20 protein-coding genes and 1 pseudogene are annotated in these 26,203 nt (G+C 62.4%); 9 read left to right on the forward strand and 12 right to left on the reverse strand.

All coding sequences use genetic code 11. The annotated features are described in order from the left end of the window. Positions 1-200: pseudogene (locus G3N97_RS39320) on the reverse strand (hypothetical protein); the annotation flags it as partial. A gap of 3 nt (positions 201-203) precedes the next feature. Next, complete coding sequence (locus tag G3N97_RS39325) at positions 204-2,321, reverse strand: hypothetical protein (RefSeq protein ID WP_241030437.1); 2,118 nt, start codon at positions 2,319-2,321, stop codon at positions 204-206. Between G3N97_RS39325 and G3N97_RS40130 the strand changes: the two genes are divergently transcribed. The 7 genes from G3N97_RS40130 to G3N97_RS06950 are packed head-to-tail and all read left to right on the forward strand — an operon-like array spanning position 2,212 to position 12,298. Next, the gene (locus G3N97_RS40130; RefSeq protein ID WP_346778028.1) at positions 2,212-4,203 is read left to right on the forward strand and encodes a YadA-like family protein; all 1,992 of its coding nucleotides are present in this window, start codon (positions 2,212-2,214) and stop codon (positions 4,201-4,203) included. The two genes, G3N97_RS39325 and G3N97_RS40130, sit on opposite strands and share 110 nt — an antisense overlap. A 55-nt stretch (positions 4,204-4,258) precedes the next feature. Then, positions 4,259-5,377 (forward strand): DUF2827 domain-containing protein, encoded by a 1,119-nt coding sequence (locus tag G3N97_RS06925; RefSeq protein WP_205992550.1) that lies wholly within the window; start codon positions 4,259-4,261, stop codon positions 5,375-5,377. Between the two features lie 10 nt (positions 5,378-5,387). Then, complete coding sequence (locus G3N97_RS06930) at positions 5,388-6,554, forward strand: DUF2827 domain-containing protein (protein WP_205992551.1); 1,167 nt, start codon at positions 5,388-5,390, stop codon at positions 6,552-6,554. Beyond that, entirely contained in the window at positions 6,551-7,699 is a 1,149-nt protein-coding gene (locus tag G3N97_RS06935; RefSeq protein WP_205992552.1) for a DUF2827 domain-containing protein, read from the forward strand. Before G3N97_RS06930 ends, G3N97_RS06935 begins: the two co-directional genes overlap by 4 nt. Positions 7,700-7,725: 26 nt before the next feature. Then, positions 7,726-9,657 (forward strand): tetratricopeptide repeat protein, encoded by a 1,932-nt coding sequence (locus G3N97_RS06940; RefSeq protein WP_205992554.1) that lies wholly within the window; start codon positions 7,726-7,728, stop codon positions 9,655-9,657. A 49-nt stretch (positions 9,658-9,706) separates the two neighbouring features. Next, entirely contained in the window at positions 9,707-10,732 is a 1,026-nt protein-coding gene (locus G3N97_RS06945; protein ID WP_205992555.1) for a tetratricopeptide repeat protein, read from the forward strand. 54 nt (positions 10,733-10,786) lie between these two features. Then, positions 10,787-12,298 (forward strand): tryptophan halogenase family protein, encoded by a 1,512-nt coding sequence (locus G3N97_RS06950; protein ID WP_205992556.1) that lies wholly within the window; start codon positions 10,787-10,789, stop codon positions 12,296-12,298. Between the two features lie 29 nt (positions 12,299-12,327). Here the strand turns inward: G3N97_RS06950 and G3N97_RS06955 are convergent, their stop codons facing one another. From G3N97_RS06955 to G3N97_RS06965, 3 genes are all read right to left on the reverse strand, one after another. Beyond that, on the reverse strand, positions 12,328-12,855 hold the full coding sequence (locus G3N97_RS06955; RefSeq protein ID WP_205992558.1) for an EF-hand domain-containing protein: 528 nt from the start codon (positions 12,853-12,855) through the stop codon (positions 12,328-12,330). Between the two features lie 201 nt (positions 12,856-13,056). Next, positions 13,057-15,171: an EAL domain-containing protein gene (locus G3N97_RS06960; protein WP_205992559.1), complete on the reverse strand. Its 2,115-nt coding sequence runs from the start codon at positions 15,169-15,171 to the stop codon at positions 13,057-13,059. A gap of 197 nt (positions 15,172-15,368) precedes the next feature. After that, on the reverse strand, positions 15,369-16,307 hold the full coding sequence (locus G3N97_RS06965) for a LysR family transcriptional regulator (RefSeq protein WP_205992561.1): 939 nt from the start codon (positions 16,305-16,307) through the stop codon (positions 15,369-15,371). A gap of 71 nt (positions 16,308-16,378) precedes the next feature. On the opposite strand from G3N97_RS06965, the gene G3N97_RS06970 reads away from it, so the two are divergent. Next, a complete protein-coding gene (locus G3N97_RS06970; protein ID WP_346778029.1) occupies positions 16,379-17,617 on the forward strand; it encodes an MFS transporter in 1,239 nt (412 codons plus the stop codon). Positions 17,618-17,681: 64 nt separating this feature from the next. Here the strand turns inward: G3N97_RS06970 and G3N97_RS06975 are convergent, their stop codons facing one another. From G3N97_RS06975 to G3N97_RS06990, 4 genes are all read right to left on the reverse strand, one after another. Further along, entirely contained in the window at positions 17,682-18,353 is a 672-nt protein-coding gene (locus G3N97_RS06975) for an HAD family hydrolase (RefSeq protein ID WP_241030438.1), read from the reverse strand. 25 nt (positions 18,354-18,378) lie between these two features. After that, positions 18,379-18,693, reverse strand: a complete 315-nt coding sequence (locus tag G3N97_RS06980) for a hypothetical protein (RefSeq protein ID WP_205992602.1) — start codon at positions 18,691-18,693, stop codon at positions 18,379-18,381. A gap of 97 nt (positions 18,694-18,790) precedes the next feature. Further along, the gene (locus tag G3N97_RS06985) at positions 18,791-19,255 is read right to left on the reverse strand and encodes a hypothetical protein (RefSeq protein WP_346778030.1); all 465 of its coding nucleotides are present in this window, start codon (positions 19,253-19,255) and stop codon (positions 18,791-18,793) included. Positions 19,256-19,324: 69 nt separating this feature from the next. Further along, positions 19,325-21,013 (reverse strand): alkyl sulfatase dimerization domain-containing protein, encoded by a 1,689-nt coding sequence (locus tag G3N97_RS06990; protein ID WP_346778031.1) that lies wholly within the window; start codon positions 21,011-21,013, stop codon positions 19,325-19,327. 686 nt (positions 21,014-21,699) lie between these two features. Here G3N97_RS06990 and G3N97_RS06995 point away from each other — a divergent pair. Then, a complete protein-coding gene (locus tag G3N97_RS06995) occupies positions 21,700-23,112 on the forward strand; it encodes a DUF2252 domain-containing protein (RefSeq protein ID WP_205992566.1) in 1,413 nt (470 codons plus the stop codon). A 57-nt stretch (positions 23,113-23,169) separates the two neighbouring features. Here the strand turns inward: G3N97_RS06995 and G3N97_RS07000 are convergent, their stop codons facing one another. From G3N97_RS07000 to G3N97_RS07010, 3 genes are all read right to left on the reverse strand, one after another. Next, the gene (locus G3N97_RS07000) at positions 23,170-23,682 is read right to left on the reverse strand and encodes a hypothetical protein (RefSeq protein WP_205992568.1); all 513 of its coding nucleotides are present in this window, start codon (positions 23,680-23,682) and stop codon (positions 23,170-23,172) included. A 120-nt stretch (positions 23,683-23,802) separates the two neighbouring features. Next, positions 23,803-25,290: an amidohydrolase family protein gene (locus tag G3N97_RS07005; protein WP_346778032.1), complete on the reverse strand. Its 1,488-nt coding sequence runs from the start codon at positions 25,288-25,290 to the stop codon at positions 23,803-23,805. 133 nt (positions 25,291-25,423) lie between these two features. Continuing rightward, positions 25,424-26,170 carry an SDR family oxidoreductase gene (locus G3N97_RS07010; protein ID WP_205992570.1) on the reverse strand — a complete coding sequence of 249 codons (747 nt, stop codon included), beginning with the start codon at positions 26,168-26,170 and terminating at the stop codon, positions 25,424-25,426. Positions 26,171-26,203 lie beyond the last annotated feature (33 nt).

Consider the following 26,203-nt stretch of genomic DNA (forward strand, 5'->3'; position numbering starts at 1 on the left):
ACGCTGGCGAACGGCGACGGCGCGCTGGCGCTCGGCATGAATTCGACGGCGTCGGCGAATGGCGCGATTGCGCTGGGTTCGACCGCGAGCGCGGCGACCACCGATGCGATCGCCATCGGCACGGGCGCGAGCGCGCAGTACAGCGGCAGCGTGGCGATCGGCTCCGGCAGCACGACCGGCGCGGCGGCGCCGACCGGCACCGGTTACATGACGGGCCAGGCCGCGCCGAGCGGCGAAGTCTCGGTGGGTAGCGCGACGAGCACGCGCCGTATCACCAATGTCGCGGACGGCTCCGCGCCGACCGACGCCGTGACGGTCTCGCAGTTGAGCACCAGCAACGTGAGCCTTTCTACGGGTATCGATACGTTGTCGACTTCTACGTCGACTAGCGTGGCTTCGTTGTCCACTGGGATCGACACGACGAACAGCAATGTTGCGAGCTTGTCGTCGTCTGCATCGACGAGCACGGCGTCGCTTTCTACGGGTATCGATACGCTGTCGACTTCTACGTCGACGAGCGTGGCTTCGTTGTCGACCGGTATCGACACAACGAACAGTAACGTAACGAGCCTGTCGGCTTCCGCCTCGACGAGCGCGGCTTCGCTTTCTACGGGGATCGATACGCTGTCGACTTCTACGTCGACTAGTGTGGCTTCGTTGTCGACTGGCATCGATACGACGAACAGTAATGTTGCGAGCTTGTCGTCGTCCGCTTCGACGAGCGCGGCTTCGCTTTCTACGGGTATTGATACGTTGTCGACTTCTACGTCGACGAGTGTGGCTTCGTTGTCCACTGGGATCGATACGACGAACAGCAACGTGACGAGCCTGTCGTCTTCCGCGTCGACGAGCACGGCTTCGCTTTCTACGGGTATCGATACGCTGTCGACTTCTGCGTCGACGAGTGTGGCTTCGTTATCGACTGGCATTGACACGACGAACAGTAATGTTGCGAGCTTGTCGTCGTCTGCATCGACGAGCACGGCTTCGCTTTCTACAGGTATTGATACGCTGTCGACTTCTACGTCGACTAGCGTGGCTTCGTTGTCCACTGGGATCGACACGACGAACAGCAACGTGACGAGCCTGTCGGCTTCTGCATCGACGAGTGTGGCGTCGCTTTCCACGGGCATCGATACGTTGTCGACGTCGACGTCGACGAGCGTGGCTTCGTTGTCAACCGGGATCGATACGACGAACAGTAACGTGACGAGCCTGTCGGCTTCTGCATCGACGAGCGCGGCTTCGCTTTCTACTGGTATTGACACGTTGTCGACTTCGACGTCGACTAGTGTGGCTTCGTTGTCCACTGGGATCGACACGACGAACAGCAACGTGACGAGCCTGTCGTCTTCCGCCTCGACGAGCGCGGCATCGCTTTCCACGGGTATCGATACATTGTCGACTTCGACGTCGACTAGCGTGGCTTCGTTGTCGACCGGTATCGACACAACGAACAGCAACGTGACGAGCCTGTCGTCGTCCGCATCGACGAGCGCGGCGTCGCTTTCAACGGGCATCGATACGTTGTCGACCTCGACCTCGACTAGCGTTGCCTCGCTGTCCACTGGTATCGATACAACGAACAGCACCGTCGCGAGCCTGTCGTCATCCGCATCGACCGGCATCGACACGTTGTCGACCTCGACCTCAACGAGCGTGGCCTCGTTGTCCACCGGCATCGACACGACGAACAGCACCGTCGCGAGCCTGTCGTCGTCCACTGCGACGGGAATGACTTCGCTCTCGACAGGCATCGACACGCTGTCGACCTCGACCTCGACGAGCGTTGCCTCTCTGTCGACCGGCATCGACACAACGAACAGCAACGTAACGAGCCTGTCGGTTTCCGCATCGACCGGCATCGATACACTGTCCACCTCAACCTCAACGAGCGTGGCCTCGCTCTCGACGGGTATCGACACAACCAACAGCAACTTAACGAGCCTGTCGTCGTCCGCATCGACCAGCATCGACACGCTCTCAACGTCGACCTCATCGAGCGTCGCCTCGTTGTCCACCGGCATCGACACGACGAACAGCAGCATCGCGAGCCTGTCGTCTTCGACGGCGACCACCACGTCCTCGTTGTCGACCAGCATCGACACGACCAACAGCGCGATGGCGAGCTTGTCTGTTTCGTCGTCGACCAGCGAACTGTCGCTCTCGACCAGCCTGAACACGACCAACAGCACGGTATCGAGCCTCTCGGTGTCTTCGTCGACGAGCGCGGCGTCGCTTTCTACCGGCATCGACACGCTGTCGACGTCGACTTCAACGGGCGTCGCCTCGCTGTCGACCGGCGTCGATTCGCTGTCCACGGGACTCGACACGACCAATAGCGATCTGAGCAGCCTGTCGAGCTCGACCGCCGACAACCTCGACTCGCTCTCGACGAGCATCGACACCACGAACAGCAATCTCAACAGCCTGTCCGTGTCGACCTCGGAAGGGATCAACCTGCTCTCGACGGGCATCGTGTCGCTCTCGACCGGCATCGTCAATCTGTCGACCACGGTCGTCACGCTCTCGGCGTCGGCCTCGACGGGCATCGCCTCGCTTTCGACGGGCATCGACACGACCAACAGCAACGTCGCGAGCCTGTCGACGTCGACCTCGACGAGCACGGCGTCGCTGTCGACCAGCATCGACACGACGAACAGCAACGTCGCGAGCCTTTCGACCACGACGTCGTCGGGCATGAGTTCGCTGTCGACCAGCATCGATACGACCAACAGCAACGTCGCGAGCCTGTCGACCACGACGTCGTCGGGCATGAGTTCGCTGTCGACGAGCATCGATACGACCAACAGCAATCTCGACAGTCTCTCGACCACGACGTCGTCGGGCATGAGTTCGCTGTCGACCAGCATCGATGCGACCAACAGCAGTCTCGACAGTCTCTCGACCACGACGTCCTCGGGCATGAGTTCGCTGTCGACCAGCATCGACGCGACCAACAGCAACCTGAGCAGCCTCTCGACGTCCACTTCGCAAAGCGTCGATTCGCTGTCCACGGGGCTGTCGACGACCAACAGCACGGTGTCGAGCCTGTCGTCGTCGACGTCGAGCGGTCTGGCGTCGCTGTCCACGGGTCTCGATACGACCAACACGGCGCTCGACAGTCTGTCGACGAGCGTGGGCGTGACCGCGAGCGGCGTCGGCTCGCTCTCGACCGCGACGAGTTCGCTGTCGACCACGGTGGACGCGCTGTCCACGTCGACGTCGACCGGCATGAGTTCGCTCTCGACGAGCCTCGACACGCTGTCCACGTCGACCTCGACGGGCATCGCGGCGCTCTCGGGTTCGACCTCGACCGGCATCGCGTCGTTGTCGACCAGCGTGAGCTCGCTCTCGACCACGATGTCGTCGGTGACGCCGCTCGTCGACATGGTGCAGTCCGCCAACGAACAAGGCGCGGCATTCTCCGGTACGCTGATTGGTGGCATGAACACCAACGGCACGGTGCAGACGCAAGGCGGCAGCGGCGAGACGATTACTAACGTCAACGCGACGGGCTGCTCGTCGGCCTCGGGTGTCGACGCCACGGCGTCCGGGCTGTGCTCGCAGGCGCAAGGCAACGGCGCCACGGCGTACGGTTCGAACGCGCAGGCCGCGGCGGCCAACACCACGGCGGTCGGCTTCCGCGCCACCGCGAGCTACGAAGGTTCGGTGGCGATCGGCTACAACGCGCAGGCGGTCGCCGATCCGACCGTGGCGGTGGGTTCGAACTCGCTGGCGTCGGGCAACAACTCGGTGGCGGTGGGCGCGAGCGCGCAGGCAACGGGCACGAATTCGGTGGCGCTGGGCGCGGGCTCGGTGGCGACCGAGGACAACACGGTGTCGGTCGGTTCGGTCGGCAACGAGCGGCGCGTCGTCAACGTCGCGCCGGGCGTGAACGCCACCGACGCGGCGAACGTGGGCCAGTTGAACAATGCGATCAGCGGCGTCAACCAGCAGGTCAACGACGTGGCGCGCAATGCGTACTCGGGCGTCGCGGCGGCAACGGCGCTGGCGATGATCCCGGAAGTCGATCCGGGCAAGACGCTGGCGATCGGCGTCGGCGCGGCGACCTACAACGGCTATCAGGCGATGGCGATCGGCGGCACCGCACGCATCACGCAAAACATCAAGATGAAGGCGGGGGTGGGCATCAGCGCCGGCAGCACGGCCGTGGGCGTGGGTGCGTCGTACCAGTGGTGATGTAGCGCGGGCCGGCGCCACGCACGGTGCCGGCCGCTTTCGGAGGACAGGCGCAATGCGCATTGGCATTTCGGTTCTGAGCAGGGCGGGACAAAGCATCTGGCAGAACGGTCTCGGTCAGAACGTGGTGTTTCTCGCCCAGTTGTTTCAACGCCTGCCGTTCGTGCAGTCGGTCGTGCTGATCGACGTCGGCAGCGAAGGCGCGTTGCCGCCGGAAGTCGATACGGTGTCGGGCGGCCTGCGCGTCGTCAATCAGCAGGAGGCGACCGATCTCGTCGACGTGGTCTTCGAGGCCGCGGGCAATCTCGACAGCAAATGGCTCGACCTCATGCGCCGTCGCGGCTGCAAGGTGGTGTTCTATTGCTGCGGCCAGCCGTACGTGGGACTCGTCGAGCCCGCCACGTTCGACCGGCCCGTCTATGCGTCGCGCCCCGATCGTTGCGACGAAGTCTGGCTGTTTCACAAAGATCGCGCGCTGATTCCGATGATGCGCACGCTGCACCGTTGTCCCGTGCACGAAGTGCCGTTCATCTGGCATCCCGAGTTCGTCGGTACGCGGATCGCGCAGGCGCGCGCGCATGGCGTCGAATACGGCTATCGCGCCGGTGACGGCGAAGGCGGTTTCCGCGTGGCGATTTTCGAGCCCAATATTTCGGTCGTGAAATGCTGCAGCGTGCCGATGCTGGTTTGCGACGAAGCGTGGCGCGAGCAGCCGGGCAGCGTGAGCGTGATGCACGTGCTCAACACGCTGCACATGAAGGACCACGCGACGATGCTCTATCTCGCGAACTCGCTCGATCTCGTGCGCGAGCATCACGCGCGCTTTCACGGCCGTCACGATATCGTCGGCTTTCTCGGTCAACATGCCGATGCCGTCGTGGCGCATCAGTGGCAGAACGAGCAGAACTACGCCTATCTCGACGCGCTCTACGGCGACTATCCGCTCGTGCACAACTCGCCGTGGCTCGGCGAGGCCGGTTACTACTATCCGGGTTTCGACGCGCAGCTCGGCGCGCATCAACTGCTGCGCGCCTATCGCGAACACGATGCGCAACTCGACGCGTATCGCCGCCGCTCGCAAACTGTATTCGACGCGGTGAACCCGTTCGCGCAGCACAATCTCGATGCCTACGCGCAGCGCCTGCTCGCGCTCGCGGGCACGCAGGCCGCGTGAGGACGACACCATGAACACGACACCTTCCACGCCTCGCAATCTCAAGGTCGGCGTTTCGCTGCACGTTCGCAAGGGCGGTCAGTCGCTGTGGGAAAACGGCATCTTCCAGAATTGCCTGTTTCTCGTGCTGCTGCTGCGCGAGCTTCCGCAAGTGGCGCAGGTTTATATCGTGATCGGCGGCGACGGCAGCGCTCAGGAAGCGGCGCGTCTCGTCGAGGACGTGCCCGCGCCAATCATGACGATGCAGGAAGCGGCCGGACAACTGGACCTGATGATCGAAATGAGCGCGCAGGTCAGCCGCGAATGGATCGTCGGGTTTCGCGAGCGCGGCGGCAAGATCGTCTCGATGCGCGTCGGCAACGATTACGTGATCGACATCGAGCGCATGATTTTCGATCGGCCGAACGCGCTGCTGATCAGCCGCGCGCCGTACAACGAAGTCTGGACGCTGCCGCAATACGAGCACATTTGCGCGCCTTACTATCGCAGCGCGATGCGCGTGCCGGTGCGCATCATGCCGCACATCTGGAGCCCGCTGGTGCTGGAGCGCGCGATGGCACGCGATGAAAAAGCGAACGCCGAAGCACCCGCGCACTTCGGCTATCGCCCCGGCCGCCGTCGCTGGCGCGCGGGCATTTTCGAGCCGAACATCTGCATGGTGAAGACGAGCGAGATTCCCATGCTGTGTTGCGAAGCCGCGCATCGCATGAATCCGCAGGCGCTCGAACATGTGTGGGTCTACAGCACGCTGGCCAAGAAACAGCATGCGGGATTCGCCGGATTCGCTGCGAGTCTCGACATCGTGAAGCATGGCATCGCGACCTTCGAAGGACGTTTTCCGTTTCACCAGATGATGTCGACATGCGTCGACGTCGTCGTGACGCATCAGTGGGAAAACGCGCAGAACTACGTGTATTACGAGGCGCTGTACGGCGGCTATCCGCTCATTCATAACTCGCATCTGATCGGCTCGTGCGGCTACCGCTATCACGATTTCGATTGCGAGGAAGGCGGCGCGGCGCTGCTGCACGCATACGCGGAACACGACGCGAATCTCGACGCCTACCGCGCGTCCGCGCAGGCTTTTCTGCGCACGCTGGCACCCGACTACGAACTCAATCTCAAGGCCTATGGCGACGCCATCGACGCCTTGTTTGCCGTGGAGCATTCTTCATGAGCGGTTTGCGGATTGGCGTGACCATCGGCCTGCATCAGACCGATGAAACGCTCTGGAACAACGGCATCAAGCAGAACGCCGTGTTTCTCGTCGATGCGCTGCGGCACTGTCCCGGCGTGGCGAGCGCGATCCTCGTCAACACGACGTCCGTGCCGATTACGTCGGCGCTGCCGTGGGATCTGACGCGCTGGCCGACGCGCGCGTTCGACGACGTGAAGGATCAGCTCGACGTGGTGATCGAACTCGGCGGCCAGATCGACAGCGCACGCACGGACTATCTGAAGGACCGAGGCGTGCGGCTCGTCTCTTACTGCTGCGGTTTCGAATACATCCACGCCGCCGAAGCGATGATGTTCGGCAAAACGCTGTGGGGCGGCAATCTGTTCGTCAACCGTCGTTACGACGATTTGTGGTTCATTCCGCAGGTTGCGGGTAACACGCAAAGCTATCTCGAAGTGATGCGCCGCCAGAGCGGGCGCGTCGTGCCGTTTGTCTGGAGTCCGGAATTTATCGAGGCGCGCAGCCGCGAGTTTCCGGAGGGCGGCGTTTATCGTCCGCGCGTGGGCCCGCGTCGCCTGACGGTGATGGAGCCGAACATCAATATCGTCAAGTACTGCCTGTATCCGGTGCTGATCGCGGAGCTGGCGTATCGCGCGCGTCCCGGCGACATCGAAATTCTGCAGGTCACGAATGCGCTGACGATGGCGCAGAACCACGTCGACTTTATCGCGCTGATGAATCAGCTCGACATCGTGCGCGGTCATAAGGCCGTGTTTTCGGGCCGCCACGATACGCCCGCGTTTCTGGCGCAGAACACCGACATCGTGATCTCGCACCAGCTGGAAAATCCGCTGAACTATTTCTATCTCGAGGTCTGCTGGCAGGGTTATCCGCTGATTCACAACGCGTCGCTGTGCCCGGACCTCGGCTATTACTACGAAGGCAACGACGCGCAGCGCGGCGCGCAACGTCTGATGGAAGCGATGGATCATCACGACGTTCAGGCGCAGGCCTATCGCGACTGGCAGCGGCGTCTGATCGGGCGCTATGCGCCGGACTCGCTCGATGTCGTGCGCAGCTACCAGGCCCTGCTGGATCAACTGATGAGCCGGCCGGTGCGCAAGACCGCCGACACGCTTCTATGAACACGCAACCGCAACAGGAGCCGCCTATGACGCTTCCCGACGACAGCGACGCCGCGCGTTACGCACAAGGCTGCGAGCGCCTCGAAGCGGGCCAGTTCGACGCGGCCGAATCCTTGTTGAGCGCCGTGAAGGAGACGTCGCCGGAATTCGCGCGGGCGCAGTATCACCGTGGTATCGGCGCGCTGCGCGCCGGGCGTCTCGAAGCGGCCGCTGCGCATTTCAGCCGTGCGGCGGCGAGCGATCCCGAACTGGGCGCGGCCTGGAACAATCTCGGCGATGTGCAACTGCGCATGGGCCGTCTCGACGAAGCCGAAGCGAGTTTTCGTCGCGCGATGCAGGTCACGCCGTCGCTGGCCGAGGCGTTCTACAACCTCGGCACGTTGACGCTGCAATCGAATCGTCTTGTCGAAGCGGAAGCGTGCCTGCATCGCGCGATCGTGCTGCGGCCGGATTTCGCGCACGCCTATAACAACCTCAGCGAAGTGATGCTGCGCACGCAGCGCGTCGAGCAGGCGGAGTCATGCGTGCGTCAGGCCATCGCGCTCGCGCCGGGCTTCGCGCAGGCGCACTACAACCTCGGCAATCTGATGTTGCTCGCGGGGCGCGCGGGCGAGGCCGAACGCAGCTTCAGGCGCGCGCTCGAACTTCAGCCGGATTTCGCCGATGCGAACAGCAATCTCGCACGTCTGCTGCTCGGTCAGCGCCGCGCCGCCGAAGCGGAAACGCTGCTGCGCGCCGAGGTGGCGACGCGGCCGGGCGCGTCGGCGTACAACCTGCTGGGCTCCGCGTTGATGGCGCAGCAGCGCGTGGATGAGGCGCTCGCGTGCTTTCGCGAAGCAGTGGCGCTCGATCCGGATAGCGGCGAGGCCCGCTACAACGAAGGCGGCGCGCTGATGACGCTGAACCGTCTCGACGAGGCCGTCGATGCGCTGCAGCGCGGCTATGCGCTCGCGCCCGAACTGGCGGCGGGCCGCCTGATACTCGGCATGACGTTGCTGAAGCTCGGCCGCTATCGCGAAGGCTGGCCGCACTACGAATACTTCACCGCGCGGCGTGCGTCGGGGCAGGGCCGTAGCGCGCTCGCCGACGCGCTGCCCGAATGGCAGGGCGAGCCGCTCGCCGGGCGCAGTCTGATCGTGCTGTGCGATTACGGTTTCGGCGATTCGATCCAGTTCGTGCGCTTCATGTCGGCGCTGAAGGCGCGCGGTCTCGCGCGGCTCACGCTACTGTGTCCGCCTGAACTCAAGACGCTGTTCGAAAGCGTGGCCGCTGTCGATGTCGTGAAGTCGACCGAAGACCATATCGATCTGCGTCAGTCCGATTGCTGGTGTTATCTGCCGAGCGTGCCGCTGCGCCTGGACGTCACGCTCGACACGCTGGAGGCGCGGCTGCCGTATCTGAGCGTCGGCGCGGCGCGCATCAAGCGCTGGCGCACGCGTCTCGATGCGGCGTTGCCCGCTGCGCAGGCCAAGGTCGGCGTGCTGACGTCGGGCAAACCGCGCACCGACGATCTGCACGCCGCGCTGATGGACGAACAGCGCTCGCTGGCGCACGTCGGCGCATGCGCCGCGCTGCTCGCGGTGCCGGGCGTGTCGTTCGTATCCTTGCACAAGGATCCGCTCAAGCGCGCTCAGTGGCGCGAGTTGCCCGAGACGTTGCGGCCGTTCGATCCGATGGGCGAGGTCGAGGATTTCGCCGATACCGCCGCGCTGATCCGCAATCTCGATCTCGTGGTGACGACGGATACCGCCGTGGCGCATCTCGCGGGCGCGCTCGATACGCCGTGCTGGCTGATGCTGAACGACGACAGCGACTGGCGCTGGCTGTGCGCGCGCACGGATTCGCCGTGGTATCCCGGCGCGCTGCGTCTGTTCAGGCAGCCGCGCAGCGGCGCGTGGGAGGCCGTGATCGACGAGGTGGCGGCGGCGCTGCCTGCATGGCTTGCGCGTCCGCGCTGAGGCGCGCGAGGCGCGGGCGCGTGCAATGAAATCAGAAAAGGAGCGAACCATGACAGCACACGAGATGCAGCAGGCCGAGCGGGATCAGGCCGTCAATGCGCTCAATATCGCGGCGCTCGACGCCATGCGCTCGGGACGGCTCGAGGCGGCGCGCAAGGCGCTCGCCGACGCCCTCGATCTCGACGCCGCCAGCGCACAAACTCACTGCAACCGCGGCTTGCTGTTCGCGTTCGAAGGCAAGGCGCAGGAAGCGGAAGCCGCCTATCGCGGGGCAATCGCGGCGGCGCCCGCGCTCGTCGAGGCGCATTTCAACCTGGCGGTGCTGCTGCATCGCGAAGGTCAGGCGCAGGCCGCCGAGGACGCCTATCTGCACGCGCAGCGGCTGCTGCCGGACAACGCGGAGATCGCCTTCAATCTCGCCACGCTGTACCGCGAAACGGGGCGCGTCGCCGAGGCGGAGGCCGCTTATCGCCGCGCAATCGCGCTCAAGCCCGACTACGCGCGCGCCAGTCACGACCTCGGCGTGCTGCTGCTCGAAGCCGGCGATACGCGAGGGGCGGAAGCGGCGCTGCGCGAAGCGATCCGGCTCGCGCCGGCCTATGCCGATGCCTGGTACAACCTCGCGATCGCGGTGCGCGAAGCCGGGCGCGTGGACGAGGCCGCCACGCTGCAACGCGAAGCGCAGCGACTGCGTCCGGGTCGCGTGGAAGATCACAACAACCTCGGCATTCTGCTCGCGCGCCAGGGACAACGCGTCGAGGCCGAAGCGGAGTTCCGCGCGGCCATCGCGATCGCGCCGGAGCGCGGCGAGGCCTACGCCAATCTGGGCAATCTGCTGCGCGAGACGGGCCGTATCGTCGAAGCCGAAGCCATGCTGCGCGAGGCCGTGCGTCTCGCGCCCGAATTGCCCGCGCCGCTCGACGGACTGGGCTTGCTGCTGCAACTGAGCGGCCGCTTCGACGAAGCCGGCGACGCCTTCCGCAAAGCGCTGGCGCTCGCGCCGGGACTCACGACCGTGAGCGAGCATCTGAACGACCTGCTGCGCGAAATGCACGGCGACGCACCCGCGCCCTGACTCGTGCCGACAAGCACCGACACGCACCGACACTCCCTGAAACGAGGACCCGAGATGATCGACTTTCGCTCCATGCGCAATCTGGTGGTGCTGGGCGGCGGCACCGCCGGCTGGTTCGCCGCGCTCGAACTGCAACGCCTGTTCGGCCGGCAGGCCACCATCACCGTGATCGAGTCGCCGCGCGTCAACGTCATCGGCGTGGGCGAGGGCGGCATTCTGAATCTGCCGCACGCGCTCGCGCGCTACGGCATCGACGAAGCGGCCTTTATCGAAGCGACGGGCGCGGTGCTCAAGCTCGGATTCGAGTATGTGGGCTGGAACACCGGCCGCGACGACGACGTGTTCTATCACCTCTTTCACGCCGCGCCCAATGCGGCCGACGGCAGCCTGCACGACGGCGTGCCGGTCGACTGGGCGATGCTCGTGGCCAACGGCGTCGGTGTGCAGTACACCGAGTGCGGCTTGCCGCTGATCCTCAACAATGCGTCGCAGGACGAGGTGTTGCGCGCCCGCGCGACGCTCGGCGTGCGTCTGCCGACCTCGATGCATTTCGACGCTCACCGCGTCGCCGCATGGCTCAAGCAGGTCGCCACGGGACGCGGCGTGAGGCTGCTGGAGGCGAGCGTGCAGGAACTGATCGTGGAGAGCGAGCGCGGTCACGTCACGGGGCTGCGCATCGAAGGCGCCGAGCAGCCGGTGCCGGTCGATTTCCTGATCGATGCGTCGGGCTTTGCGCGTCTGGCGCTCGGCCGCACCTACGGCGTGCCGATGCGTTCGTTCTCCGATCATCTGCTGCACGATCGCGCGATCCCGTTCTATCAGCCGCATCCGCGCGCGAATCCGCATCTCGCGACGCGCTCGGTAGCGATGAACGCGGGCTGGATGTGGCAGATTCCGGTGCAGGAGCGCGTGGGCTGCGGTTACGTCTATTCGAGCGCCCATTTGAGCGATGACGAAGCGATGCGCGAAATCGAGGCGCGTGTCGGCGGCAAGGTCGAGGCCGCGCGCACGATCCGCTTTCAGGCCGGGCATTTCGAGGATGTCTGGATCGGCAACGTGATGGCGGTGGGGCTCGCGTCGGGCTTTATCGAGCCGCTGGAAGCCACGTCCATCGGCCAGATGCTCGGACAGGTGCAGACGTTCGGCGAAACCGTGGCGGGCAGCGCGTACGTGGTGCCGCAATCGAGCATCTCGACGTTCAACGAGCGCAACCGGATCGACTGGACCGGCATTCGCGACTTCCTCTGTCTGCATTACGACGTGCCGCGCCGTGATACGCCGTTCTGGCGCGACGTCGCCACGCAGGCGTTTCCGTCGACCTATGCGACGCTCAAAGCGTGCTGGCAGCAGCGCCTGCCGCGCAGCGCCGATCTGCAGCCTTATCGCCTCGGCAACTTCATGCACTTCGAAGCGACGAGCTGGATCGCCGTGGGCCAGGGCACGGGCGTGATTGCACCGCAGGCCGCCGCCGCCGACATCGCGCGATTGCCGCGCGACGTGGTGCTCAAGGGCTATCAGTTCCTGACGACGGTGAAGAGCCGCTTCGCACTCGACGCCGCGCGTTAAAGCGTTAAAGTGCTGGCGCTTGTCGGCGGCTAGCCGAGATTTTTCCAGAACGTGTCGGCGAGGCCTTCGCCGGCGCTCAGGAAATTATCGGTTTTGGTCTGGTCCAGATTGCCGTTCGCGTCTCTTGTATAGGAATCCAGAAGATCGTTGAACGTCTGGTTGCCGCTCGCAATGCTTTTGCTGATGCCTTTCACGAACTCGGTCAGCGAGACCTGTCCGTCGTCGGATGTGTCGAAGCTGCTGAAAAGCTGTTTGGCGTCGTCGGCGCCCACGCCGACGCGTGAAAGTTGCGCCTGGAATTCGTCGAGCGACAGGGAATCGTCGCCGTTCTTGTCGCCCTGCACGAACATTTGCGGCGCCCATGCCACCGCGAGCGGCGTCGCGCGCAACGTCTGCGTTTCGGTCGCGCCGGTGCTCGTATTGGTGGCCGTCACCGTTTTCTGGGTCGAAAAACTCTCGAGCGTGGCGCGATCGGGCGAGTCCGACGCCGTGGACTGCTTTTGCGCGAAGCTGAAATACGCGTCGTAAGCCGAAGTCGAACCGTTTACTGAGGACATGGACATCGCTGAATCCTTTTAAGAGTGGTGTGTGGGGGGCTGCGATATAACGTCGGGCCGCGCAGACATTCACTCAGAATTACGGATTCATTTCGTCTGACTTTAGACGTTGTACAAAACTCTACAAATCTCCTCCGCAACGATGCTCTGGGCATAAACACCGAGCCGAGCGCTGTGGCTTAACCGCGGGTTCGACTGCGCCTACGCGCTCAGATAACGGTCGAGCGCAATGACGGGGGCCGGTCTCGCGAAGAAGAACCCCTGCAGTTCGTGGCAGCGCTCGTCGAGCAACGCTTGCCGCTGATCGCCCGTTTCGACGCCTTCGGCGGTGATCGGCAGATCGAGGCTTCGGCACAGTTCGGTGATCGCGTGAATGATGGCCGCCGATTTCGGATTGTTGCCCAGTCCGTTGACGAAGCCGCGATCGATCTTCACGCGCGTGAAAGGCACGCTCTGCAGCAGACCCAACGACGAATAGCCCTTGCCGAAATCATCCATCGCGACGCCCACGCCCATCGCACGAATTTCGTTCAGGATGCGCGACGAGGTGCCGGACGATTCGAGCAGCACCGTTTCGGTGATTTCCACTTCCAGACGATGCGCCGGAAGCGCCGCGTTCGTGAGGGCTTTCGCGAGGTGCTGCGTGAAGTCCGCGTGAATCAGTTGAGCCGGCGAAACGTTGACGCTCAGGCGAATATGCGCGGGCCAGAGCGCGGCGTCGCGGCACGCCTTCTCCAGCACCCACGCGCCGAGTTCCGGCATCAGGCCGCGCTCTTCCGCAATCGGGATGAATTCGGCGGGCGAGATCGGACCGCGCTTCGGATGATGCCAGCGCAGAAGCGCCTCGCAGGCGGTGGTGATTCCGCTATGCGCCTCGACAATCGGCTGATAATGCAATTCCAGCTGATTCGCACGCAGTGCGCGCCGCAGATCGTCTTCGAGTTCGTTGCGCAGGCGGATCGGGTTGTTCATCCCGCTCTCGTAGAGGCGATAACCCTTGCGGCCATCGCGTTTCGCCGCGTACAGCGCGAGGTCCGCGCGCTGGAGCACGGTGCCCGCGTCGATCCCCGCGCGTGCATGCACCACGATGCCGACGCTCGCGCCGATGCAGATTTCGTTGCTGGCGATTTCGAACGGCGCGGAGAGCGTGTCGATGCAGCGTTGCGCGAGATCCGCCGCGTCGTTCACGCTTCGAAACGGGACTTGCAGAATCGCGAACTCGTCGCCGCTCAAGCGGGCCAACTGGTCGCTCGCGCGCACCGTCGCGGCGAGTCGCCTGGCGACGGCCTTGAGTAGTTCGTCGCCGACATGGTGACCCAGCGTGTCGTTGACCGCCTTGAATCGGTCGAGGTCGAGAAACAGCAGGGCGAACGGCTGCTCGGCCGATGCGTTGTCTGCCAGCTCGGACAGGCGTTCCTGAAAACACAGACGATTGGGCAGGTCGGTCAGATGATCGTGATGCGCGAGGTGCGTGATGCGCTTTTCCGCGATCCGCCGCTCGGTCATGTCTTCGATCGTGGACACCCAGCCGCCATGCGAAAGCAGGCGGGTCACGACCGAGATGCTGCGGCCCAGACGCGCGACCTCGATGGTCGCCTGCTGCTGATTCGCTTCGAAACGGCGCACCAGCTGCGTGCGTACCGTTCTGACCCACGCGGCCACCTGATCGTGCGGGATGCCGGCATTCTCGCCGATGCGCCGCAGCAGCGTGCTCAGCCGCATGCCTTCGAGCACGGCGCCATCGGGCAGCGAGAGGATATGGGCGAACTGATCGTTCGACAGCACGAGGCGTCCGCGCTGATTGAACAGACACAGGCCGTGCGGCATGTTGTCGAGCGCGAGATCCAGATTGCGCGTGCTCTCTTCGAGCGCGTGGGAGATCTCGTTCTGTTCGGTGCGATCGCGCATCAGCTTGACGAAGCCGAGCAGTTCGCCCTGGCCGCCGTAGACGGGATCGATGAGCACATGCACCCAGAACGGCGTGCCGTCCTTGCGGACGCGCCAGCCTTCGGCCTCGAATTTGCCGGTCGTTCTCGCGACTTCCAGGTTGTGCGCCGGGACGCCGGCTAGCCGTTCCTCGACGGGATAGAGGCAGGAGACGTGGCGATCGAGGAGTTCGTCCGGCGCAAAGCCGTTGGCTTCCGAGGCGTCGGTGTTCCAGGTTTTGATCGATCCGGCGGCGTCGAGCAGATAAATGGAGCAGCCGATCTTCCGGGCAGCCGTGCGCTGAACCGGATTGCTCGCTGACTCTGTTTGAGAGGTCGGCCGGGAGAGGCTGGATTCGACATTGGTCCCCCCGATTTGCTCAGTTTTCATTCTTTGGATTATCTGATCGGTTTCGCAAGATGCGCGCACAGAATATATGCGGCAAGGCGGGGCGCGTGCAATGGCTAAACAGCAGTTGTGGGCACGCAAACGTTTCATTTCGACGATCGGGGCCCGGGATGGCGTCTGGCGGTGGGCCGTAAGCGGGCTGCAAGTGAAGTACGCGTGCCGATGCCGCCGCTGCAAACCTAAGCCACACTAAAGCGAGCCGCCAGTTCGTCACCGGCTTGTGCAAATCGCTCGACCAGAAAATCGACCAACAGCCGCACGCGAGGCACCGTGTGGCGCGTACGATGTAGAACCGCATAGACGCCCTGTTCGGGAAGAATAAAGCTGGGTAGCAGGACTTGGAGCGACCCGTCGCGCAAGTCCGCAGCCGCATCCCAGATGGTCTTGCGCGTGATTCCATGCCCGGCCAACGCCCAGCGACGGACAAGCGCGCCGTCGTTCGTTTCCCACGCGCGGTCCATGGCGACCGAATATGTCCAACGCTGCTCGCCGCGCGCGAAATGAAATTCGTTAAGTGGCCCGTTGTTGGTGACGAGCACAATGAATTCATGTCCCGCAAGATCATCGGGTGTGTCCGGCTCGCCGTTGCGCGCCAGGTAATCGGGCGACGCGCACAGGACACGCCAATTCGGCGCAAGCCGGCGCGCAATCAGGCCAGACGACGTGTCGGGGACGCCGAAGCGGATCGCCAGGTCAATATCATCCTGAACCAGATTCGACAGGGAATCGGTCAAGGTCAGCGCTATCCGAACCTGTGGATGCCTCCGCGTGAACTCATCCAGCCAGTCGCTGAGCAGATTGCGCCCGAAGTCGGTCGACGCCGAAATGCGCAGCTTCCCTTGCACGGACGTTCGACTCACGTCGAGTGCCGTTTCAGCATCGGCCAGTGCCTGCAAGGCGATCCGGCAATGCTGGAGATAGACGCGGCCCTCGTCGGTCAGGCGCAGTTGCCGCGTCGTGCGATCGAAGAGCCTGGTCCGCAGCACGGTCTCCAGTTTGCCGAGACGCGCACTGGCTGCGGCAGGCGACAGGCCGAGTTTGCGCCCGGCTGCAGAGAGGCTGCCAAGCGTCGAAGCTTCCACAAAGAGCTGCAAGTCACCGAGTCGATCCGTTGCCATATTTAATGTGGATTTGAATATATTTCAAAAACAAAGCCAATTATCAAATCTAGCAGATTCCCGCATCCTGTGTGCCTCTGAGATCGCTGTTCGAGGCCACCGTGAATCCCGTCGATACCCGTCCTGTCGTAGCCAGCGCGCCCCGTGAATCCGCCGATGCCTTACCGCTGTCCGGCTTGCTCGCATTGACGGCAGCAAGCGCGATTGCCACAGCCAACGAGAGTGTGCCTGCGGGTCTGCTTCCGCAACTCGCTGGCGGCTTCGGCATCAGCGAGGCCTGGGCCGGGCAGCTCGTTACCGCGTGTGCGCTCGGCTCCGGCCTCGCCGCGATTCCACTCAGTGCCGCGCTGCGCGGCTGGTCGCGACGACGCGTGCTGATGCTCGTGCTCGCCGGTTTTTTCGTCTGCAATGCGATCACCGCCGTATCGGTCTCGTTCCCGCTGACGTTGATAGCGCGCCTCACCGTCGGGCTCGCGACCGGCCTCGCGTGGAGTCTGCTCGCCACCTACGCGCGGCGCATGGTCTCGCCGTCGCAACAGGGGCGAGCGCTGGCCATTGCCATGATGGGAATACCTGTTGCGCTGTCGTTGGGCGTGCCACTGAGCGCGTTTCTCGGGCCGCTGCTTGGCTGGCGCTTCATCTTCGCAGGCATGGCGGCCGCGAGCGTCGTGCTGATGGTGTGGTCGCACCGAACGCTGCCGGACTTTAGCGGACAAAGCCATCGTCAACCGCTGCAACTGCGCCGGACGTTGAGCATCCCCGGCGTGCGTCCTGTCCTGTTCGTGCTGATGACGTGGATAGTGCCGCATTACATCCTGTTCACGTACATCGCGCCGTTCCTCGCTGCCCGCGTGCCGGGCGCGCGGCTCGACACGATGCTGTTGCTGTTCGGCATCGCGTCCATTGTTGGTATCGGCGTTGTCGGTGTACTGGTCGACCGGTGGCTGCGCGCGCTGATGCTCATCGGACTCGGCGCCTTCGCGACTGTCGCGTTGACGTTCGGCCTTTGCGGACACTCCGCCGTTGCGATCAGCCTCGGTATCACGGTATGGGGATTTTGTTTCGGCGGTCAGCCGACGCTGCTGCAGACCGCACTCGCCGACGCAGCCGGAGATTCAGCCGATGTCGCGCAGGCGATGCTCGTCACCGTATTCAATCTCAGCTATGCGGGCAGCGGCGCGCTGGGTGGCGTACTGCTCGCGACCGCCGGCGTAGACGTGATTCCGTGGGTGACGTTCGGCATGTTGCTGCTCGGTTTCGCGGTCGCGTGGGGTGCGAAGACACACGGCTTCGTGGCGAAACGGTTTTAATCGCCGATGTTTTGCGCACGCGGAACGCATTCGGCGTGTTGGGCATCACGTTGCGCTTCTCGCGCTACCCGCGTTCTGATTGGCGTATCAACTGCGCCACGTCTCCGATATGTTCTTTTACGCAACGCTCGCCCCTGGCGGACCAATCTTTGCCCGACATCGTGCCGCTCAATACGCCGATAAAACTCACACCTGCGGCGCGCGCCGCATCAGCATCGACAGGATGATCGCCAACATACATCGCTGAAGCGGCGGGTACGTGCAGATGGCTCAACGCCAGCACAATGGCGTCGGGGTGCGGTTTGTGGCGATGTACGTCCTCTCCCCCTACGATCACGTCGACAAGCGGCCGCAAGCCTGCGGTATTCAGAATCGACTCGATTCGATAGCGGAATTTATTCGACACGATCGCCACATTCATGCCGCGACGCTGCAATTGCTCAAACAGCGCAGGCACTTCACGATAGATCTTTGTCGACGACACCATCACTTCATCGGCGCGCTCAACAAAGCGACGCGCAAACTCTTCTGCGCGCTCGCTCGATTCGTTTCCCGTCAACGTTTGAAACATGCGCTGCAAGGGTAGGCCAATGACCGAATAAATCATCGAGCGCTCGATTCCCGAAACGCCCATCATTCGAAACGCGTAATTCGTACATTCCACGATGCCCTCTGACGAGTCAGCCAACGTCAGATCGAAGTCGAACATGACGGCTTTGCATTGCTGACTTTCCATTCAAAGGCTCCCCGAGAAACACCGGCTACTCATCAGACAGAATTTCGTGCGTGACGTTATCAACGACGATCGGGCTTTCAAAGTACGTGACCAAAGGATCCGCGCCATATGTTTCCCGCGCCATTGCCTTCCAGCTTTCCGTGTACATCGCCTCGGCTTCCGCGCGAGAGTGCCACAGATAGACGCCACCACCTGCGGTTCCGTCCTCCGAAAGAATATAGTATTTACGGAAAAGGCCCGTCACATCGCGATACTTCGGCGCCGCCTTGAGAAAAAGACTTCGCGCTTCATCGCGGGTAACGGGCTCAGGGAACTGAAACGACGTAATAACCGTGATCATCGGAGCATTCCATTCGATACGAAGACTGGGGAAATCCTGTCTCTCGTGTCCATAGTACAGGATGTATGTCCGTGAATATTTCAGCGATGCTTAGCACTCAAGCCATCGTCGATTGCGCATCGGCGGTTGTGAGCATTCGCACGAGACACTTGGCCTGCACATCAGGCGCGTCGATCACGAATAGCGACGCGTCGATGGCATAGGACATGTCGAAATGACCCGCTATCCACGCACGTAATGCGGCTTCCGATACCACCACGACATTGCTGCGTTTTGCGTCGTCCGTAGCGGTTACATCCGGCAGATCCGGAATGATGTCCGGATCGAAGCCATCGGTCGTCGCGTGAAAGAAGCCCCACGTATCGTCCTCGATCAACAACACGTAGAAGTCCGGCAGCGTGAGCAGCGCATCTTCAGAATGAACAGACTCGATGCGAGTCTGCAGCAGGTTGAGCGCCTCGACGGCTGAGAGCCGCTTGCGTGCCGCCGCGAGCGCGCCGTCCTCGGATTCCATGGCATCGACCAGACCCGCTTCAATGGCTTTTCGCGTCGCCACCGCCACGCTCAACGCCAGCGGATGACCGATGCTGAATTCGATCTTGAATTCGCAGATTGCGCACATGGTCGTTCCTCAGGGCGTGACAATGTTGAACCAGAAGTCGAACGTATCGAGCCAGGAAACGAATTCACCGAGCTTCTGGCTGTTGCCGTCGATTTTTGCATTGCCTCCCATCACGAGCTTCTGCATGTTGGTCTTGCCCATCATGATGTCGTTGAGGTCGGCGCGCGCCATTGTGACCGTGGCATCGGCCGTTTGGGTGCTGGTGTTGCGCGAATAGTGCAACGCGCTGTTTTCGACGCCGAGCACGTAGTTTTCCTTTGTGTCGGTCAGTACGAGATTGAATGACGCTGTCTTTCCTGTCGCGCGATCGCCATTGAGACGGATGCCGAGATAATCGAGGAACATGTCGAGCGGCATTGCCTGGATCGTGTCCGGGCTTTGCGGTTGTGGCGCAGGCAATTGCCGCACGCCTTGACGCAATTCCATCGCACCGGTCAGATAGAAGTTGCGCCACGAAGCCGATTCGGCTTGATAGCCCAGTTGCTCATAGGTATCGGCGAGTAGCTGCTTCGCCGCCGTATTCTGCGGCTCGGCAAACACCACGTGATTGACGACCTCGGCGACCCAGCGATATTCGCCCTTGCTGAAATAGCCATGCGCCTTGCTCAGCACGGCGGCCGATCCACCCATGAATTCGACGTAGCGCTTTCCTGCCTCGGTAGGGGGCAGACGATGCAGATTCGCCGGCACGCCGTCAAAGAAGCCCAGGCGCAGGTTGTACTGCGCGACGGCATCGTGATAGACCGTGCCGTAATAGCTGCGGCAATACCAGTGCTTCGCGAGCGTGTCCGGCAGGCGCATGGCTTCGCCGATCTCGAGCGGTGTCATGCCCTTGTTGGCCATGCGCAATGTCTGGTCGTGCAGGTAGCGAAACATATCGCGCTGCGCGCGCAGGAATGGAATGATCCGGTCGTTTCCCCAGGTCGGCCAGTAATGGGACGCGAAAAGCACCTGGGTATCGTCGCCGAACATGTCGATTGCGGTCTGGAGATATTTGGACCATAGCAGGCCATCGCGCATCTTCGCGCCGCGCAGTGTGTAGAGGTTGTGCAGCGTATGCGTCGCATCCTCCGCGGCGCAGAATGCCTTGTATTTCGGCACGTAAAACATGAATTCCGAAGGCGCTTCCGATTCGGGCGCCATCAGCACCACGATCTCCACGCCATCGAGCGTGAGCTTCTGGCCGGTCTTTTCGGCGAATATCGTCGGAACTGCGAGCGTGATCGTACCGACCGACGTTGTCTTGCCCAGCCCGCCATCGACAATGCCTGTGGCGTTGCGCGGCAACAGCGATCCATACATGAAACTGGCGCGACGGCCCATCGCATTGCCGGCAATCACGTTCTCTCCCACGGCGGCTTCGGTGAAACCGGTCGGCGCCACAATCTGCACCTTGCCCGACTTCAGGTCTTCGTCGCTCGCGAGGCCGCGCACGCCGCCGTAGTGATCGACGTGACTATGCGTGTAGATCACATGCGTGATCGGTTTGTCGCCGAGATGCGGAATGACGAGTTGTTTCCAGACCGTAGACGCGACTTCCGTGGTGATGAACGGGTCCACCACGATATAGCCGTGATCGCCGCGAATGATGCTCATGACGGAAAGATCGTAACCGCGCACCTGCCAGATGTCGTCGATCACCTGAAACAGCCCGTGATACATATTGAGTTTGGCGTTACGCCACAAGCTCGGATTCACGGTTGGCGGCGCATTGTTTTCGGGGCCGCCGCTCACGAATGCAAACTGCTGCAGATCCCATGCATTGACGCCTCCAGGGCCCGGTATGACGACTGGCTCGGGAAGGGTCGCGACAAGCCCACGTTTCGCATCCTCGAAATCCTGTGCGTCGGCGAAATTCAGGAAGTCTGCATACTGCCTGTTCAGGGACGTGGTGGAGGCGGTAGCCGCTTTCGAGGCTGCGCTCGTCGGTGTGGTTGAGGAGGTGGTTTGTGCGAGCGTCTCACCCACTACGCCGGAAAAACCGGTGGCGACGCTGGCCACGGCGACGTTCTTGAGGAATGCGCGGCGGCCCTCTGTCCGGGTTGGGTTATCCGATTCAGACATCACAACCTCCAGTTGTTTAATAACTTTATGGTTTAAAAGAACTGAGATGAACCGTAATTGATAATATCCATTAATCCTTTTGAGCGACGCGATCCTGCGCAGAGCAGGGCGGGTTTAATAGTAAATGTTTGATTAAATACTTTTAATTGAAAGCGTCCTGTGAAATCCGGAAGCTATGCCGTCACGTCAAATAGAAAAGTACTGCGAACGATGCGATGCTAGACTCGTTTGCATCGTCAGATTGAGTCGGAAGACGTGAGCGTTCGCGCGAGGAAATCGCTTCTCGTGCGTTGGGCGATGTAACCGGGCGAGGTGAGCAAATGGCGGCCACACAGATCCTTGCAGAGAGACGAGCAGTGGGTCGGCAGGCGCGCGAACGCGCGAAGCGGTCCCGTCACGCGGAGATCGGGAATACGAAACGCGATCCAATCGAACTGCTCGAAGCCAGCAGCGCGGGCCGGGTCGAGGCGCTCGTCCCTTTGCGCTATGGCCGAATGTCACTTTCGCCATTCACGTTCTTTAGAGGCACGGCAATCATTCAGGCCCACGACCTTGCGGGCACGGTCGATTCAGGCATCGCTTTCCCCATTTGCGGCGACGCACACCTCATGAACTTTGGTGGCTTCGCGACGCCCGAGCGACAACTGGTGTTCGACCTGAACGACTTCGACGAGGTTGCGCCGGGACCGTGGGAGTGGGACCTGAAGCGGCTCGTTGGCAGTTTTGCGGTCGCGGGCGAGCATATGGGCTTCGGGCGCGGTCCGATTGGCGAATTCGTGTGGAGCGCGGTTCACGAGTACGCGGAGCGCATGCGCGAATACTCGGAATACAGCTCTCTGGATTTATGGCACGAAATCATCAGCTTCGAACGCATGATGGAGTTGGCGAGAACCGAAGAGGGGCGCAGCCTTCTCGCGAAGACGTCCAAAAAGGCGGCAACGCGCACCCACGAAAGCGTGCTTGCGAGGATGGCGACACAGCAAAACGGAAGATGGACGATTCAGGACGCTCCGCCTGCGCTGTTCCATCCCGCAGGGCCCAATTCACTGCTCGGCAAGGAGAGCAACTGGGCTGACACCGAGGCATGGCAAGGCAAACTTGCGCGGGCGTTCGACACTTACCTCGACACGCTGCCGGCCGACCGCCGCCTGTTGATCGACCAGTACGAACTTCACGATATTGCGTTCAAGGTCGTGGGCGTGGGAAGTGTCGGCACGTTCTGCCTCGTGATGTTGTTTGTCGATAGCCATGGCACGCCGTTGTTCCTGCAAGTCAAGGAAGCCCGTCCTTCGGTAATCGCCCGATATTTCGAGGCCAAAGGCCACGATCATCAGGGGCAGCGCGTCGTGGTGGGTCAGCGCCTGCTGCAAGCGGCGAGCGACTCGTTTCTTGGCTGGACATCGGGGCCAGCCGGGCGGAATTTTTATTTCCGGCAACTGCGCGATATGAAGGTATCGGCGGAAGTCGAGCGGATGAACGCGACCATCATGCAAGGCTATGCGCGGATTTGCGGTTGGGCGCTGGCGCGCGCTCACGCGAAGGCAAGCGGGAAGGCGATTGAAATCGCCGCCTATCTCGGCAGCGGCGATCGCATGGCGAAAGCGCTAACGGATTACGCAATGGCCTGCGCGGCGCAGAACGAAGCCGACTACAAGGCATTTATGAACGCATGCCGCTCGGGAAGACTGGAAGCGCGAAGCGACGAAGACATGGCGGCGGATTTCCGCATCTAGGAAGTGTCGAACAATCGCAATCGTGCGCACGTTCTTTCAATCTGTCCAGCACGCGCGCTATTCGGCGTGTTGAGGAATCGGGCCGAAGAAAATCGACGAGAGCTTTTTGCGCCCGATCACCCGTGCGAGTTCGGCTATGACGCAATAGTTGAAAATCAGCGTCACGAGCATGATCTGCAAACCCCAGAAGCGCGGCCAGTTCATCTCCGCGAGCAGGTGCGCGTTAGCCTGGAGGACGCTGTGCGTTTCTCGCCAGGCTTCGAACAGTCTTTCCAGGTAGTGGATAACGGTTGCGACCACGGCGTACATCAGCGTCTTCCACGCGACGTTCCAGATTAATGGCTTGTCCGGAAACCGGTTGATGAATGGCAACATGTCGGCGAGCAGTACCGCTTTGCCCAGGATAAGCGACGCGACCAGCACGGAAGCGGACGTGGGTATCGACACACCGGTCCCGAGAACCATCAGCGAGCGCACGATGACCACGATGTGAAGAATGACGAAAAAGAACACGGTAGGCGGCAGCACTTTCATGAATTCGTGCTTCAGCTTCGCTGTGAGTGTCGTCATGATCTTTACCTCCGTCGTGCGTAGTCTGCGAATGGCATGCTGACGTGGTGATTGATTCAATGCGATATACGGAAGATGGCGACATTCAGCGGGTGCCGAAACTTCGGTGCAGCGTCTCAGCTACAGCGTGTCTTTATAGATGCGTCCGTCCTTCATGACCATTTTCAGATTCCGGTCCGGATCCGCTAGAAGGGCGATGTCTTGCAGCGGGTCGCCATCGACGACGAGAAGATCGGCCCACGCTCCAGGTTCAATGACCCCGAGTTTGGCCGGATAAGGATTGCGCTTACCCGACATCGCGAGCAACTCGCCGTTCGTCGACGTCGCCATGCGAAGCGTTTGCGCACCGGAATACCAGCGCGTGAGATGCGCGACCATGGTGCCCTGACGCATCGCGAGGGCCTGCGAAAAAATCAGGTCCGTCCCGAATGCGACCTTGAGTCCGTGCTTGCGGGCGAGCTTGTACGTATTGTCCGTCCCCGCGGTGACTTCCATGAATTTCTCTCTGCCCGAGGGCGGCAGCGGGGCAACGTCTTCTTCGGTCAGGAAGGGCTGCGTGCTTAACCAGGTACCGTTCTTCGCCATGGATTCGGCGGTGCGCTCGTCGATGAGATGGCCATGCTCGATGCACTGAACGCCGGCGGCAAGCGATCGTTGCACCGCTTCGGGCGTGTACGCATGCACGAGCACATACGTGCCCCAGTCCGCCGCCGTTTCGACGGCCGCTCGCAGCTGCGGTTCGGTGAATGTCAGCATGTCGAGCGGGCTGCGCGGCGTGGATACGCCACCGCATCCGACCATCTTGATCTGCGTGGCGCCCTGCATGAACTGCTCGCGCACGCGCAAACGCACTTCGTCGGCGGTGTCGGCAATCGCGCTTCCACCGGTTCGCTCCACCGCGCTGATCTGGCCCGTCGTGCGCGGTATATCGGTCAGAAGACGGAAGTCGCCATGCCCACCCGTCGTGGTGATCATCGCGCCGGATGGGTAGATGCGCGGGCCGCTAATCAGCCCCGTGTCGATGGCCTGCTTGAGCGCGAAAGCCGGGCCGCCCGCATCGCGAACGGTCGTGAAGCCGCGCAACAGGGTACGCTGAGCTTCAGCGCCGGCAGCGAGAAACAGGAAGCTCATGTCTGCCTGCAGGATAGTCTGGATCGGTACCGCTGCAAGCAAGGTGTGCCAGTGCATATCGATGAGCCCCGGCATGATCACCTTGCCGGCGCAATCCACATGCTTCGCCGAGCCGGATGCGGGCGGCTGGCCTCGTTCGAGCTTTGAAATCCGGTTGCCCTCAACGATAAGATACATCCCGTCGACGAGCGAAGCCGACTTGCCGTCGAACAGCCGGAAGTTCGTAAAGGTCGTTGCAGGCGATGACGCCGGCGGGCTGGCGTTGCCCTGCGCCAGCGCGAATTCGGGCACGACGGTGGCGAGCATTGCAGCGGCCATGTCCGCGAGGAAACCGCGGCGCGCCAGATCCGCGCCGATGCGCCGGTTCGCATACTGCGCCAGCGCCTTGTCGCAGAAGCAGGAGTACCGCAGGTTTGCAGTCGTCACGCCGCGCATTTTTCCTGATGCCATGGCCATGCCCTCCTGAGTCAGCTTCACGGACGAGTGCTAGTTCGTCGAGTAGTGCTTACGACAGGGTGCGCGCCGCCTGCATAATCTGCCCGCGCACTGCGGCACATGGTACGACACATTCTTTGCACGTCGCGTTCGCGTGTCCGGGCTTTTCAGACGCTCACAGTCTTGAGCCGCCGTCCACGCGCAGCGTGTCGCCCGTCACCCAGCGCGCGTCGTCGGAGGCCAGAAACACGGCGGCTCCGGCAATGTCCTCCGGTTGCGCCACACGCTTGAGCGCCTGCATGCCGAGCGCGAATTGGCGTCCCGCGTCGGTCCTGGCGAAATTCGACATATCGGTTTCGACGATGCCCGGCGCAATCGCATTCACGCGGATGCCGCGTTCGCCCAGCGTCGACGCGAAGTGGCGCACGAGCGTATCGATCGCGCCTTTGGTCGCCGCATAGGCCGACAGGTTGTTGACCGAGGCGCGCGCCGCGAGTGATGAAAGCAGCACTACGCTGCTGTTATCGCCGAGCAAGGGCAGCAACTGCTGCACGAGGAAATAGGGCGCACGCACATTCACGGCGAAGAGGTTGTCGAAGTCCTCGACAGTCGTTTCTTCGATGCTCGATGCCTTCGAAATGCCCGCGTTGGCGACGAGAATGTCCAGCCGGCCGTCGACGAGTTCGCGAACCTTTTTGGCCAGTTCATGCGGGCCGTGCGCGTCGCGCAGATCGGCTGCGATCTTGTCGGCGCGACCGCCGGTGGCACGGATCGTCGCCACGACGTCGTCGGCAGCGTTTTCTGCGCTGCCGAAATGAACCAGCACTTTCGCGCCTTGTTTGGCGAGCGCGAGCGCAATGGCGCGGCCGATTCCGCGCGACGCGCCGGTGACCAGCGCGGTTTTTCCATTCAGATCAGACATGATGAAACTCCTGAAGTGATGATGAACAGGCGT

The organism is Paraburkholderia sp. Ac-20347 (assembly GCF_017104805.1).
GTDB lineage: Bacteria > Pseudomonadota > Gammaproteobacteria > Burkholderiales > Burkholderiaceae > Paraburkholderia > Paraburkholderia tropica.